This window comes from Sphingomonas sp. Ant H11 (genome assembly GCF_000797515.1).
In the GTDB taxonomy this organism is placed as follows: domain Bacteria; phylum Pseudomonadota; class Alphaproteobacteria; order Sphingomonadales; family Sphingomonadaceae; genus Sphingomonas.
In genome coordinates, this window is sequence record NZ_JSBN01000002.1 from 39,276 (window position 1) to 53,821 (window position 14,546).

Here is a 14,546-nt window from a genome sequence, read left to right on the forward strand (position 1 = left end):
ATCCGGCGCGCGGCGATCCTCGTGCTCGTCAGCCTGCGTCGCAAACGTCTTTCCTAGGGCCGCGGCATGGGACGGAAGCCTCATGCGCGCATGAGGCGCTCATAGAGGATCGGCACCACGAAGACAGTGAGCACGGTCGAGACGAGCGTGCCAAAGATCAGCGAGATCGCAAGGCCGCCGAACACGGGATCGGGGATCATGATCGCCGAGCCCAGCACGATGGCAAGCGTGGTGAGCAGGATCGGCCGCAGGCGGACCGCGCCGGCCATCCGCGCCGCCTCCGCCAGCGGCATGCCATGTTTCTGGTTATCCTGGATGAAGTCGATGATGAGCAGCGAGTTGCGGATCACCACGCCGGACAGTGCGATGATGCCCACGATGGAGGTCGCCGAAAAGTCGGTTTTCAGCAGCCAGTGGCCCGGAAAGATGCCGATGACCCCCAGAGGCACTGCGGACATGGCAATCAGCGGGGTGAGGAACGAGCGATAATAAGCAACCAGTAGGAAATAGATCGCCGTCAGCGCCGCCCCGAGCGCCATCAGCATGTCGCGGTAGATATCGAGCGTCATCCGCATTTCGCCGCTCCATAGCAGTTGGTAGCCGTCGATGATGTCAGGTGCCTTTTCGCTGAGGCTGAGATTGCCGGTGGCGAGCGGCTGCCCGTCCGGGGTGCGCAATCTCGACAAGCGCCGGTTGAGATCGAGCACCGCATAGACCGGCACGCTCTGCGCAAGTTCTCCTCCGATGAAGATCACGCGCTCATTGTCCTTGCGCTGGACCGGCTTGTCGGCGGTCGATGGTGTGCGCCGGACCAATTCGGCCAGCGGTATCTGGCGGCCGTCCCTGCTGGTCACGTAGAGGCCTTCGAGCCGTGCGGGGGCGGGCTGATCCGCGCGCGGCACATAGGCGCGGATCGGAACGGGGTTGCGCTCTGGATCGATATGGGCACGCCCGACCACCTGGCCATCATAGACAAGTCCCAGAACCTCGGCAATATCGGCAGCTGACACGCCGGAGAGCGCTGCTTTCTCGCGGTCAGGAACAAAGCGCCATTGCGACACGTCGGTAGGCTCGCTGTTCGAGATATCGACCATGTCATAGGTGTTGGCGAACTCGGCTTCCACCTGCTTCGCCAGCCGGCGCAAGCCCACGAGATCTTCGCCGTGCAATTCGGCGAGCACCGTCGCACGCACCGGTGGCCCCGGCGGATCCTCGACCAGTCTCACCCGGCGCGCGGATAGCGGGTCCGAATGGCTTCGATCTTCAGACGCAATTCGCGGACGAACGTGATCGAGCTTTCCGAACGCTGGTGCTTGTCCAGGAGGTTGACGCGGATTTCGGCGACATTCTCACCCGTGCGAGCCGCCGTTCCCTGCATCAATCCATTGAAATCCGGGACCCCAGCCTGGCCGATCCAGTTCTGGTAGTTCACCACCAGCGGATTGGCGGCAAGCAGGCCGTCGATCTCGTGAACCATCCGGGCCGTATTCTCGACGGGGCTGGCTTCGGCCATGGTGATCACGATGTTGAAGGTGTTCTTGTTGTCCTTGGGAAGGAAGCCCATGGCAACCCCAAGCGGCGGCACCGGCCCGCCGACGCCCGCCGGGCGGATGAACTGCCAGCCGCCTTGCGCGATCGAAAGGAGCAGGGCAACGACCGCGCCGATCATCAGGGCACGACGTGCCTTTGAGTGCTCCTGAAGCGGTCGGATCAGCCAGAGATAGGCGTCCCGCAACTTGTCGGGCTTGCGCTCCGCATGAGCACCGGCCTCTTCCGCGCTTCCATCATCCAATATGCCGCCGGTAGAGGCAGGTCGCTTGACCCAGCGGTTCGCTGCCCAGGGCGTGACGATATAGGCGACAATGATCGACGCGAGCATCGCGATCGGCACATTATAGGCGATGGGATAGAAATAATCGCCCGCCATGCCGGTCACGAGCAGCAGGGCCGCGAACACCAGCATCACGGCAAATGTCGCGAGATTGGTGGCGCCGCCGATCTCGTTGGTGGCAAGGACGGTCACATCCTCCTGCGAAGCGTCGGAGCGCTCGTGATGGTAGTGGCGGTGGATGTTCTCGATCACGACGATCGAGGCATCGACGAGCAGGCCCAGCGCCAGGATAAGCGCGAACAGGGTGATGCGGTTGATCGTCACCCCGCCGAGCAGGTCCGCTCCGAGCGTGATCGAGAAGATGACCGGAACGGTGACGGACACGATCAGCGCCTCGCGCCAGCCGAGGAACAACAGCATGATGAAGCTGACGGTAATCAGCGCGATCGCCAGATGCTCCATCAGCGCGTTGACGGCCTCGTCGGCTTTCTGGCCGTCGTCGCGGGTGGTTACGACATGGACCGCGCGCGGGATGAAGCTGGCCTGCATCCGCGCGACCCGATTGGCCACGGCTTCGGACACGGTGACCGCATTCTCACCCTTCTTCTTTGCAATGGCGATGGTGACGGCGGGCATTTCGCCTTCACCGAGCTTGGCGCGCGGGTCGCCCGCCGCAAATCCGAAACGGCTGAGGCGCGTGATTTCGACATGCGGGCCGTCGGAGATGGTTGCGACATCTCCGATCTTGATCGTGCGGCCATTGCGCACCCCGATCACGAGATCGCGTACCGCCGCCACCGATCCCAGCTCGCCGGAGTAGCGCAGTCGTTCCAGTCGGCCCGCCCGTGCCGGCCCAGAGAGGTTGAGGCCCACATCGGAGGCGCCCAGCGCTCCGCGTGCCTCGGCGAGCGAGATCGAGAAGGACTGCAATCGGACCGGATCGAGCGCGACATCAATCTCTCGGTTGCGCCCGCCATAGACGGAAACCACCGAAACGCCCGGCGTGCTGCGCAGGCGCTCAGCCATCGAATCCGCCAATCGCTTGAGGCCGAAGTCGTCATAGGCGGAGGAAGCGAGGGTCACGGTAACGATGGGCACATCGTCGGCATCGACCGCCTGGATCAGTGGGATAGCCGCATCGGCGGGAAGCCTGCCGCGGTTGGCGATCACCCGGTTGTAGAGCTTGACCAGCGAATCCTCGGGCGGCTGGCCGACCTTGAACTGCACCTGCACCGTGCCGAGGCCGGGTTGGGCAGTGCCGTAACTGTGGTCGAGCCCGGTCATCTCGCTGAGCACGCCTTCAAGCGGTGCCACCACCAGCCGGTCCACCTCTTCGGCGGTGGCGCCGGGCAGGGCGACCGTGACCATCGCACCGGGCACCACGATCTGGGGATTTTCCTCGCGCGGGGTCAGCAACACGGCGAGCGCGCCGAGCAGCAGCGCGGCCAGCAGGAAGACGGTCGTCAGCTTGGAGGTGATGAATGTCCTGGCAAGGCGGCCCGCTAAATTGAGCGGCGCCTCGGTCATCGCGTGGCTCCGCCGGCGAGGCGTGCGCCGTCCCGAACGGTCCGATCGACACGGGCGAGGATGCGTTCACCAGCCGACAGGCCGGAGGTTACGGTGACCCGATCGCCCAGCCGGTCACCCGGCCGCACCCAGCGGAAGGTGAGACGCTTGTCCTGGCCCACCACGAAAACCCCGGTCAGCCCGCCGCGGTCGGTGATCGCGGCGGCAGGCACCGCGACGGTATCTCCGCTGACCCCGTGATTCGTCGCCGATGGGAGCCGGACGCGACCGAACATGCCCGGCATGATTCCGCTATCGGCGGGAAGAACGATCTCTACCGTGTAGCGGCGGGTAGCCGGGTCCGCGGAGGGGACGACGCCCCGGACCTTGCCGGTTACGGGGCGATCTTCGCGCCCGTCGAGCAGCACGGGAGTCGCCGCTCCCGGCACGAACATCCCGAGACTGGCCTGGGGCGCGGCAAAGCGGAACACCAATTGGCCACGGCTCTCCACCGTCACCAGCGGCGATCCTGGCATCACCATGTCTCCGTCGCGGATTTGCCGGGAAACGACGAAACCGTCGAAAGGGCTGGCAACCGAGGTGTAGGCGAGGTCCACCTGGGCAGCGGTGAGTGCCGCCTGTGCCTGGGTGACTCCGGCGGCGGCCGCGCTGTCTCGAAGCTGTTCTTTGCGATAGGCATCCATCGCCAAGGCACCGCTTTGGGCGAGCGGTGCATCGCGCGTGACATCCCCATGCGCATTGCGTTGTTCGGCCAGCGCCGCATCCAGCGCGGCGCTGGCGCGCCGAACAGCGGCCTCGGCCTGCCGCGCGTCGATGGTCGCAAGGATTTGCCCGCGCCTGACGGGCTGGCCGTCATAAAGGTCGGGTGCCCGGATAGTGCCCGAGGCGCGGGCCACGAGTTGCACGCGATCATCGGATTCGACCGTGCCGCTCGCGGCAGTTCCGTCCATGGATGTCGTCAGGGATGCAGTCGTCACGGGCAGGTTGACGGCGGGAGGTTCCGCCGATTGCGATGTCTGGTCCCCACCGCCGCAGCTTGCGAGAAGGATAGGAAACGACAGGGCGATCGCCTTCGCCACACGGTGCTTGCGCTCCATGTCAGCCAACCACCGAAGCGGACTGGATCAGGGCGAGAAGTTGAGAGGCCACCTGATCCACGGATTCGGACCTCTCGCTGTCTCCGGTCAGGCCGGGGGGCGAGGGGCAGGATCAGGACCTGTCCAAGCGCGAAGCCAACCAGCGACAACGCGACCTCCTTGGCAGATATGTCCGTTCTGCCTTGCTCCACTGCAGCGACGATCGATTGGAATGGTTGCCGAAGTACCGTGCGTGAAAGGGTGGCGATGCGGGCTTCGTCTCCATCCAGCAGTTCTCGATACAGCAGGCGGGCGAATATCCGGTCGGTCATCAGCCTCCGGACGAACCATCGCACAAAAGCCTCGAGCTGGTTCGAAGGGTGCTGGGCCAGCCACGCATCCAGATCGCGGGCGCAAGCCTCGAACACCGAGGCGAGGGTGGCCTCGATCAGGTCGGCCTTGTCCCGGAAGTGATAATAGAGGTTCGCCTGGGTCACCCCGACCAGTCTGGCGATATTGCGCATCGACACGGCTTCGTAGCCGCGCTCGGCGAAAAGCCGGGCGGCGGTTTCGAGTAATTGGGACCGCATGTCGGACATGGAATGCTCACTTGTTGAACGACCGTTAAGTCGGTTAGTAAGTGATTCGTCCGTGGCTGTCCAGCAAGCTTGCGTCGCTACGGCCCTGAACCGGAGATACTGTCGATGCGTGCGCTTGTCTTTGTCCCTCCGCTCCTGCTGTTGCCCACACTCGGCGGATGTATGATGGGGCCGAATTACAAAGGTGCACCGCCACCCCCCGCCTCGATGGGCAATTCCTTCTTGCGGACGGATCAGGTTTCGATGCCCGCCACGCCGCAACTGACGCCATGGTGGCGGGAATTGAACGATCCGCTGCTCGATCAACTGATCGGGCGGGCGCTGTCCTCCAACCCGGCGATCGATATCGCCGAAGCGCGTGTCCGGCAGGCGCGGGCCCATCTGCGAAGCTCGCGCGCGGCATTGGCGCCGGGTGTCGGCACCGGGGCAGGGGCCGGGAATATCCAGGCATCGAGATTGGTGACGGGTGGAGAGGCCAAGTCCTCGTCGCTCTTCCTCGCAGGCTTCGACGCCCTTTGGGAAATCGATCTATTCGGTGGAGCGCGGCGGAATATCGAGGCCACGCGCGCGCAATTCGAGGCCGCGCAGGCCGATGCGGAGAATACCCGCCTCAGCCTGACTGCGGAGATCGCGCGCCAATATCTTGCCCTGCGCGCCAGCCGACAACGTCTGGACCTCGCGCGCCGTCTGCTTGCCAACCAGCAGAAGATCGCGAACCTCACGGCGCAGCTTGAAGGCGCGGGCAAGCTGTCGCGCATCGAGCGCGATCAGGCCGATCGCACCGTGGAAGTCCGGCGGCAAGCCATCGCGGCTCTGGAAGCGGACCGGAACGATCGCAAGGACGCGATAGCCGTGCTGCTGGGAGAAGCCCCTGGCGCGCTCGATGCCATGCTCGATGGCACGGGCCCGGTTCCGCTTCCCCCCGCCGCCGTCCCGGTCGGCGATCCCACCGCCATGCTCGCCCGCAGGCCCGATATCCGGGCGGCCGAGCAGCACCTGCATGCCGCCAATGCCGGGATTGGCGTGGCGGAAGCCGCGCGGATGCCCAAGGTCAGCCTGGCAGGCGTGGTCGGTCTTGGCAGCGCCATGAAGGGCGATATTGCGAGTGCCGACAATCTCTGGTCGCTCGCCGGTCCGACGATCCAATGGAACCTTGCCGATTTTGGACGCGGGCGGGCGGGCGTGTTGCAGGCCGTCGCCGGTCGCGATGAGGCGGCGGCAGCGTATCGCGCCGCCGTGCTCGTGGCCCTTCAGGATGCGGAAAGTTCACTCAACAGATTCGGCCAGGCGCGCAAGGCATTCGCGATGCAGACGCGCAACTCTCTGCTGGCGGACCACAGCGCTGGCCTCGCCCAGCAATCCTGGCGTGCAGGGCGGTCGTCCGCGCTTGCCGCGCTTGCCGCCGAAAACGATCAGTTGGCGGCTGCGGATCTACAGATTCAGGCCCGGATGGCCCTGACGACACAGTTCGTCGCGCTGCAAAAAGCACTAGCGATGGGGGTGAGTGGATAAACCAACTGAGCCAAGAGACGACAGGCGAGCTTGCAGCTTTGTCGATTGGATGTGTTGTCGATGAAGCTTTCGATGTCCTCGATTAGCGCCCTCCTGGAGCTATCGGCCCCTCGTTTTGATCCTCTTTTCGGTCAGCAGGGCGAAGAAGCGCTCGACCTGATTGGGCCAGCACGATGATGTGGGGCTATAGGCAGACTTGCCGGCGATCTCGCGCTCGATGTCATAGAGCTGCCCGATACGCTCGAGCGCCTCGTGTGCGATCTCGGATTTTTGGGACGTCCAGATGTCGTGGAAATCGCGTCGCCAATGGGCAAAGCAGGCTGCTTCCCGGAAACGCGGGCTCCCATCCGCGCCAGGTTCGTAGAGCTTCGCATAGATTCCATGAGGAGGTCAAACAGCGAGCGGCGCTCTGCCAGACTGGTCTCGCTAAAAAACTCACTCTGGAGATCGACATGCCGGTTGCAGCTCATCGTTCCCAAGCGCCGTCCGCTGTTCGCACCGAGCTTACCGCGATTTTTATCTCGCTGGAACTCTCGCAATCGAAATGGTTGGTCACGTCCCTGGCGCCGGGGAACGGCGAGAAGATGTCGAAATTTGTCGTAGCCACAAAGGATGTTGCCGGTCACGTCATCGACAATCGTCGCGCTCGCCCGCAAGTTGCTCGTGGCTCTATGGAAATATGTTAGCGCTGGCGTGATCATCGAGGGCGCCGAATTGACCACCGCGTAGCGCTCCGTACGCCCTTTTTGGAATTCTCCCACGGCTTCGAGCCCTGGGTGGATGCTCGGATGACGAACCGCGTAATTACAGGGCCTGAAAAGCCGCTCGCTGAGATTGGTCTCGTCGATGAACCCAAGTCCGCCGAATGCGGAATGCTGGCGATGCTGCCTCGAGCAGCGACCGTATATAAGTTGGATCAGGCTCGGTATCGAGTCGCGTCATGCAACGGGTTCTCTCCTTGGATCCAGCCAATGATCAGGATTTACGAAATGCCGCCATAATGCTATCCCGGATAACTCCTCCCCATATAAGTAATTACCTCGTCGAGGATTTCGGCGGTCAGCGCATCATGCGCCGCCTGATGTCTGCGACCCGAAGGAAGTTCTGCTACTGTCCGTGCCATGCCAATGCCTCCCGATGCCTAGCACCGGCTACTATCATAGCAAATACCATAGCAAAGATTATCTTAAGTGAACAGTATTGACCCTAACCGGACCAGGGCAATCGGGTGAAGAAGTTCGTGACAAAGCGCTGATGTGCTGAATCAGTGGGGCTCCTTTCTACAGGAGGAGCGGCAGGGAGGATGGCGAGCGGACGGGTGGATGAAGGGGCTTTCGCGGAAGCGGGTCTATTTCTGGGGTATTTTGAGGATCTTCCCGACGCGCGACAGCCGGGCAAAGTGCGTTATCCGCTAACCGAGGTTCTTCTGCTGTGCCTGCTGGCGGTGTTGTCGGGGGCGGAGACGATCACGGACATCGCCAATTTTGGAGCTCGCAAGCTGGCGTTCCTACGCCGGTTTCGGTCGTTTGCGGGTGGCACGCCGTCCCATGATCATCTCGGCGACATACTGGCGACCCTCGATGCCGATGCGTTTCAGCACTGTTTTGTCGCCTGGGTATCGTCACTGACCGGCATGGCATCAGAGGTGATTGCCATCGACGGCAAGACGGTGCGGCGATCCAAGGGTGCGAAGGCAGCGATCCACATGGTATCGGCCTTTGCCGCGCGCCAACGATTGGTGCTGGGTCAGGTCAAGGTCGCCGACAAGGCTAACGAGATTGTCGCCATCCCCCGGCTTTTGGAGATGCTGGAGATCGAGGGTGCGATCATCACCATTGATGCCATGGGCTGCCAGCGCGCCATCACGCGGCAGATCATCGATCAGAAGGCCGACTATGTCCTCGCGCTCAAAGGCAATCAAAGCGCGCTTCACGACGACGTCAGGCTGTTCGCCGCCGAGCAGAAAACCAGGAATTTTGCCGACACCAAAATAAGCCGCCATGAGACGGTCGATGGCGATCACGGCCGGATCGAGACCCGGGTCGCCACGGTCATCCACGACATCATCTGGCTACAAGAGCGCCACAAATGGCCCGGATTGAAGACCATCGTCATTATTGAAAGCATCCGTGAAACCGGCAGCAAGATAGAGCGCGAAACCCGCTTCTATATCAGTTCCCTGAACCTGCCGGCCGACAAACTCGGGCCGATCGTCCGCAGCCATTGGGCCGTCGAAAACAGCCTGCACTGGGTTTTGGATATGGTGTTCCGTGATGACGAATGCCGCGTCAGAACCGACAACGCTCCCGCCAATTTCACCACCATCAAGCACATCGCGACCAATCTCCTGCGACTGCCCAACACCAGCGATTCGCTTCGATCGCGACGCAAAATCGCCGCATGGGACGATGACTTCCTCGCAGGTCTCATCGCCGCTTGATGCCTTCACCCGATTCCCCTGCTAACCGGACTAATACCAAATCTCGTGATCGGTGACTCATAGGGGATTCCCAAACGGTCTGAAGTTCGATTCAATGGTCGCGAACCTGAGGGAGGTTTGCGATGGCAGCGGCAGTGGCGCTTCGGGCTGATTTTACGGCGACAAGGATGCGCGCGCTGGCGCGATCGAGCGGTGACGCGAACCAGGTGCGTCGGCTGCTGGCGCTGGCGACGATTTACGAGGGCGGGACGCGCAGCGATGCGGCGCAGCTTGGCGGCGTTGGTCTTCAGACGGTTCGCGATTGGGTGCTGCGGTTCAACGCCGCCGGGCCTGATGGCCTGATCGATGCGGTGCCACCTGGTGGTGTGCCGCTGCTCGATAACGCGCAGCGTCGGGCCCTGGCGCAGATCGTCGAGAGTGGTCCGATCCCGGCATCGCACGGTGTCGTGCGTTGGCGCTTGATCGATCTGGCGCAGTGGGTGTGGGACGAGTTCGCCATCAGCGTCAGCAAGCAGACATTGAGCCGGGAGTTGCGCGCCATGGGGTATCGCAAGCTGTCGGCGCGCCCGCGGCATCATGCGCAGGACGATGATGCCATCCCGACGTTTAAAAAAAAACTTCTCCGCCGAGGTGGCGACGATCCGGGCAACGCTCCCGCGCGGCACGGCAATAGAGCTTTGGTGGCAGGACGAGGCGCGGGTCGGCCAAAAGAACGGGATCACGCGGCGCTGGGCACGTCGCGGAACCCGGCCCTCGGCACCGAAGGACCAGCGCACGGCATCAGCCTATATCTACGGAGCGATCTGCCCGGCCGAGGGCAAGGGCGCGGCGCTCGTGCTGCCGCGATGCAACACCCAGGGGATGGCCTTGCATCTGGCGGAAATCTCCGCCGCCGTCGCGCCGGGCGCACACGCCATACTGCTCCTCGACCAGGCGGGATGGCATGGCTCTGGCGCGCTCATCGTCCCCTCCAACATCACCTTGCTGCCGCTGCCGTCGAAATGCCCCGAACTCAACCCGGTTGAAAATGTCTGGCAGTTCATGCGCGACAACTGGCTCTCGAACAGGATCTTCAAATCTTACGCCGACATCCTCGATCACTGCTGCTTTGCATGGAACCGTCTCGTCGATCAGCCGTGGCTCATCATGTCCATCGGCCTGCGATCATGGGCACATGGGTGACCGTCCGTGGGACTTGGTATAAGCCGTAGGCCGAGAATATGGCAGCAGCCAAATCACGCGCCTTGTGCTGATGCGTCGCCTGATCTCGGCGAGACCGCGCTGCAATGTCCGTCTTGGTGGGTCGTTGGAGCCAATTGCCATGATGGTCATACCATAGTTCTTTGCAGGTTTACGCCATGCCAGAATCTGCTCGGCGGAGGCGCGCTCGACTGCCATGACATCGCAGTGCAAGGCACGACGCGCATTGATCGCTTGCGCCATACCCACACCGATGCTGTCGCCGAGAATGAGGCACTCGAACATTTCTCTATGCCCCAGGGCCAGGCGCCGCGCCGCTCCTATGGGTTCGCTCAAAAGTTGGCACATTTACCCCGACAAAGTGATTCGAGCTGCGCCTCGAGATCAGCCAATTCTGTCTCGGCAATGATATAAAAGTCTTCCTCCGCCGCGAAGAATCGATGGAGATGGTCTTCCTCTCGCGAAGCCATCAGGGCGGGCCTCTCACCGAGTTGTTCGGGCCATCGACTGACGACGAACTCCACGAGAGCGGCGTGCGCCGCCGCATGGTTGTCGTGGATCGTAATGAACTCCGCGCCTTGGTGTATAATCACCAGAACGGTCGCCTCCACAGTCTCGCTCCCTAGCAACCAAAGCCGATCGGCAAAAAGAGGTCTACCGCAATTCCCTGAGGCCTCGCACGGTACGGCGCCTGTCTGATGCTGTGGATCCCGCGCGGTAGATCAGCGTCTCGACAACGGCGACGGCTATCGCAGCGTGCGCGACCGCTCCTCAGGAGCGCCAGCAACGGATCCAAATCCTCCATGTAGCCTCCAGCACATAATTTCTAATACGCAGCCCGAGGAACGATCCCTCATGGAACTGCGGAAACGTTTACTTCGAACGGAACCAATTTCGACGGCCGCGATAGCACCAGTTTCGCCGGCTGACCGGCCGGCTGCACATCGATAGTCCGCCAAATGCCCGCCCCACTGTCGATGACCGTCATGCCAGCAAGTGCTGACCACCATCGACCGGGATGATGGTGCCGGTGATGCGATGTGCGGCGTCGCTGACCAGAAACGCCGCCAGCGCGCCAACGTCTGCGATATCGACGCGGTGGCGGGCCGGTGCGCTGGCGGCGGCGCGTTCGAGCAGTTCGTCGAACCTTTCCAGGCCACTTGCCGCGCGCGTGGCGATCGGCCCCGGCGAGATCGCATGCGCCCGGATGCCCTTGGGTCCGAGTTCTGCCGCCACATAGCGCGTCACGCTTTCCAGGGCAGCCTTCACAGGCCCCATCAGGTTGTAATTCTCCACGACCAGTTCCGAGCCGTAGAAGGTGACACAAAGCAGACAGCCGCCATCGGTCATCAGCGGTTCGGAAATCCGTGCCATGCGCAGGAAGCTGTGGCACGACACGTCCATCGCGGTCGCAAAGCCCTCGGCCGAACTGTCGACGACGCGGCCATGAAGATCCTCGCGCGGCGCATAGGCGATCGAGTGCAGCAGGAAGTCGAGCCCGCCCAATGCGATCTGACCTGTTCGAACAGCGCTTCCAGCTCACCCGGAACCCGCACGTCGCATGGTGCCATCCACTCGATGCCGAGCTGTTCGGCGACGGGGGGGCGACATGGCTTTTCGCCTTCTCGTTGAGATACGTTGCGGCCAGCCGCGCGCCGCAATGTGCAAAGCCTCCGCGCACCCGGCCGCAATACTGCTTTCGTTGGCGATCCCGACAATCAGCCCGCGCTTGCCCGAAAGGTCGACGAGCGGCTTCATAGCTGAGCCCCTGCACCAGGTTCGAGAAGCGCGACGACGTGATCGGCGATCACGCGTTCCTCATCGGTTGGGATGACGCGTACGATCACCTTGCTGTCCGGCGCGCTGATGACAGGCGCGTTCGTCGCATTGGCGTCGGGATCAAGCATCACCCCAGCCCAGGCCAGGCGCTCGCAAATCGCAGCCCGGATCATCGAATCATTCTCGCCAATGCCGGCGGTAAAGACGAGGCCGTCGAGACCGCCGAGCGCGGGAATGAGAGCGGCAGCCTGACGGCCGGCTTGCTGGACGAAGAGGGCTACCGCCTCCTTCGCTTCCGGCGCGTCGCTTGCATGCAACGTACGCATATCGCCTGAAATCCCGGACACACCGAGCAGGCCCGATTGCTCGTAGAGCAACGTCTCCACCGCCTGTGCGGCCATACCGACCTGAGTCTGAAGATGAAGCACCACGCCAGGGTCGATCGCCCCCGAGCGCGTGCCCATCATCAATCCGTCAAGCGCCGTGAAGCCCATTGTCGTATCGACGCTCGCGCCGGCACGCATTGCGCACATGCTCGCACCGTTGCCTAGGTGCGCCGCGATGACGCGGCCTGCGGCCAGAGCAGGGTCGATCTCGCGGAGGCGGCCCGCGATGTATTCGTAGGACAGACCGTGGAAGCCATACCGGCGCACGCCCTGGCAGTGAAAGGCGCGCGGAATCGGCAGGCGCGTCGCCAATGGCGGCATGCCATGGTGGAAAGCGGTATCGAAGCAGGCGATCTGCGGGAGCAAAGGCGCCAGCACGCGCAAGGCCTGGACTGCGGCGAGGTTATGCGGCTGATGGAGCGGCGCCAGTGGGATGAGGGCTTCCAACGCATCCAGCAAAGTATCATCGATGATCTGCGGCCCGGCGAAGCAGACGCCGCCATGGACGATACGATGGCCGATCGCGGTGACCTTGCGGTCTCCCAATTGGGTTACCGCCCAGGCAAAGAGGTCCTCAAGCAGATTCTTGTGGGAGAGTGCGTCCCCGCCCGGCCACGTCTTTTCCACGATGGTCTCGCCACCCGAGTCGCGCGCGAGGAGCCGGGGGCTAGTGCCGATACCCTCGATCTTGCCGCCCGCATCGAAGTCGAGCTGTCCACCCGACAAGCGATAGAGCGCGAACTTGATGCTCGACGAGCCGGCATTGAGACTGACGATCGCCTTCATGAACGCTTCGCGATCGGGCCGGGCGTGGCCTTGGGAGTGGCTCGCGCCAGCAACACCGCGATTGCGCAGGACGCTACGCTGGTGCGGAGCGAATCCGCCCGGCTGGTAAGAATGATGGGTACCCGCGCGCCCAGCACCACGCCGGCCGCGTCCGCGCCGCCGAGAAAGGTCAGCTGCTTGGCGAGCATATTGCCGGCTTCCAGATTGGGAACGACGAGGACTTCGGCGCGCCCTGCAACGGGGGAGACGATGCCCTTGTCCTTTGCCGCCTTCTCGCTGATGGCGTTGTCGAAGGCGAGCGGGCCGTCAAGGACGCCGCCGATGATCTGCCCGCGATCGGCCATCTTACACAAGGCGGCCGCATCGAGCGTCGAGCGGATCGCCGGATTGACCGTCTCCACGGCAGACAAGATCGCAACCTTCGGACAGGCGATGCCGATGACATGCGCGAGGTCGATCGCATTGCGGATGATATCGGCCTTGTCTTCCAGGCTCGGCTCGATGTTGATCGCCGCGTCGGTGATGATGAGCGGCGCCGGATGCCCGGGCACGTCCAGCAGATAGGCATGGCTGATGCGGCGCTCGGTTCGCAGGCCCGTCGCAGCCGGAACGACAGCACCCATGAGTTCGTCGGTGTGCAGCGATCCCTTCATCAGCAGCAGCGCTTCGCCCGAGCGGACCAGTTCGACCGCGCGCGTCGCGGCGGCATGGCTGTGGGGCACATCGATCAGGCGGAAGGCACCGATATCCTTGCCGGCGTCCATGGCAGCCGCATGGATGCGGGCCTCGGGGCCGATCAGGATCGGCACGATCAGGCCGGCTTCGGTCGCGGCTGCCGCAGCCAGGATCGCGGCGGCGGTGCAGGGATGTGCGATCGCCGTGGGAACGGGCTCGCCGCTTCTCGTCATCTCGATCAGCCGGCGGAAGCCGTCATGATCCGAGAGCTGGATATCGGGCAGCGCCATGCGCGGGCGCCTTACCTTCTCGGTTGGCGCTTTGACCTCGGCCTCGCCGCTGATCACCTCCTCGCCGGCCTGGTTGATGCAGCAACAGTCGAAGACGACGATATGATGCTCGGCGCGCTTCTCGCGTACCGTGACCGACGCGATAATCGTGTCCCCCAGCCCTACGGGTCGCTTGAACCGAAGGCTTTGGCTCAGATAGATCGCGCCCGGCCCCGGGAGTGCGTGCCGAGCACGGCGGAGATCAGACCACCACCCCATAGGCCGTGCGCGATCACCCGCCCGAACATGTCACCGGCGGCATATTCGGCATCAAGATGAGCCGGGTTGACGTCGCCCGAGACCAGGGCAAACAGCTGAATGTCCTGTTCGCCCAGAGTGCGCGTCACGCTCGCGGTCTCGCCCACGACGATTTCGTCGAAGGTCCGATTCTCGATCATCTCGAGGC

Annotated in this window: 12 protein-coding genes and 2 pseudogenes; 4 read left to right on the top strand and 10 right to left on the bottom strand. The window is 63.3% G+C overall.

Annotated elements, in window-relative coordinates; translation table 11 throughout:
- Positions 1-80: 80 nt before the first annotated feature.
- The 4 genes from NW75_RS27150 to NW75_RS22580 are packed head-to-tail and all read right to left on the bottom strand — an operon-like array spanning position 81 to position 5,033.
- The gene (locus NW75_RS27150; RefSeq protein WP_197057674.1) at positions 81-1,226 is read right to left on the bottom strand and encodes an efflux RND transporter permease subunit; all 1,146 of its coding nucleotides are present in this window, start codon (positions 1,224-1,226) and stop codon (positions 81-83) included.
- Complete coding sequence (locus NW75_RS00445; RefSeq protein WP_197057675.1) at positions 1,223-3,358, bottom strand: efflux RND transporter permease subunit; 2,136 nt, start codon at positions 3,356-3,358, stop codon at positions 1,223-1,225. Before NW75_RS00445 ends, NW75_RS27150 begins: the two co-directional genes overlap by 4 nt.
- Positions 3,355-4,335, bottom strand: a complete 981-nt coding sequence (locus NW75_RS00450; protein ID WP_197057676.1) for an efflux RND transporter periplasmic adaptor subunit — start codon at positions 4,333-4,335, stop codon at positions 3,355-3,357. Before NW75_RS00450 ends, NW75_RS00445 begins: the two co-directional genes overlap by 4 nt.
- The gene (locus NW75_RS22580) at positions 4,332-5,033 is read right to left on the bottom strand and encodes a TetR/AcrR family transcriptional regulator (RefSeq protein WP_052191961.1); all 702 of its coding nucleotides are present in this window, start codon (positions 5,031-5,033) and stop codon (positions 4,332-4,334) included. Before NW75_RS22580 ends, NW75_RS00450 begins: the two co-directional genes overlap by 4 nt.
- A gap of 105 nt (positions 5,034-5,138) precedes the next feature.
- Here NW75_RS22580 and NW75_RS00460 point away from each other — a divergent pair, with 105 nt between their 5' ends.
- Entirely contained in the window at positions 5,139-6,545 is a 1,407-nt protein-coding gene (locus NW75_RS00460) for an efflux transporter outer membrane subunit (RefSeq protein WP_033963035.1), read from the top strand.
- A gap of 99 nt (positions 6,546-6,644) precedes the next feature.
- Here NW75_RS00460 and NW75_RS28000 read toward each other — a convergent pair whose 3' ends face one another.
- The gene (locus NW75_RS28000) at positions 6,645-6,923 is read right to left on the bottom strand and encodes an IS66 family transposase (protein WP_375336197.1); all 279 of its coding nucleotides are present in this window, start codon (positions 6,921-6,923) and stop codon (positions 6,645-6,647) included.
- 74 nt (positions 6,924-6,997) lie between these two features.
- Between NW75_RS28000 and NW75_RS24840 the strand changes: the two are divergent.
- From NW75_RS24840 to NW75_RS23330, 3 genes and pseudogenes are all read left to right on the top strand, one after another.
- A pseudogene (locus tag NW75_RS24840) lies at positions 6,998-7,162 on the top strand (IS110 family transposase); the annotation flags it as partial.
- Positions 7,163-7,848: 686 nt separating this feature from the next.
- Positions 7,849-8,985: an ISAs1 family transposase gene (locus NW75_RS00470; protein WP_052191964.1), complete on the top strand. Its 1,137-nt coding sequence runs from the start codon at positions 7,849-7,851 to the stop codon at positions 8,983-8,985.
- A gap of 122 nt (positions 8,986-9,107) precedes the next feature.
- Positions 9,108-10,167, top strand: a protein-coding gene (locus tag NW75_RS23330; RefSeq protein WP_156142943.1) for an IS630 family transposase whose coding sequence is annotated in 2 segments (ribosomal slippage) — positions 9,108-9,593 and positions 9,595-10,167 — 1,059 coding nt in all. Because the reading frame shifts where the segments join, the coding sequence is not laid out codon by codon here.
- Here the strand turns inward: NW75_RS23330 and NW75_RS24175 are convergent.
- The 5 genes and pseudogenes from NW75_RS24175 to NW75_RS00495 all read right to left on the bottom strand — a co-directional run bounded on the left by NW75_RS24175 (position 10,150) and on the right by NW75_RS00495 (position 14,538).
- Complete coding sequence (locus NW75_RS24175) at positions 10,150-10,470, bottom strand: hypothetical protein (RefSeq protein ID WP_231564829.1); 321 nt, start codon at positions 10,468-10,470, stop codon at positions 10,150-10,152. The two genes, NW75_RS23330 and NW75_RS24175, sit on opposite strands and share 18 nt — an antisense overlap.
- A gap of 47 nt (positions 10,471-10,517) precedes the next feature.
- Entirely contained in the window at positions 10,518-10,796 is a 279-nt protein-coding gene (locus tag NW75_RS00480) for a hypothetical protein (protein ID WP_010405671.1), read from the bottom strand.
- A 373-nt stretch (positions 10,797-11,169) separates the two neighbouring features.
- Positions 11,170-11,691 (bottom strand): SDR family oxidoreductase, encoded by a 522-nt coding sequence (locus NW75_RS00485; RefSeq protein WP_010405670.1) that lies wholly within the window; start codon positions 11,689-11,691, stop codon positions 11,170-11,172.
- Positions 11,692-11,939: 248 nt separating this feature from the next.
- The gene (locus NW75_RS00490; protein WP_033963042.1) at positions 11,940-13,136 is read right to left on the bottom strand and encodes an acetate/propionate family kinase; all 1,197 of its coding nucleotides are present in this window, start codon (positions 13,134-13,136) and stop codon (positions 11,940-11,942) included.
- Positions 13,133-14,538: pseudogene (locus NW75_RS00495) on the bottom strand (bifunctional enoyl-CoA hydratase/phosphate acetyltransferase). Before NW75_RS00495 ends, NW75_RS00490 begins: the two are co-directional and overlap by 4 nt.
- Between the last annotated feature and the right edge of the window lie 8 nt (positions 14,539-14,546).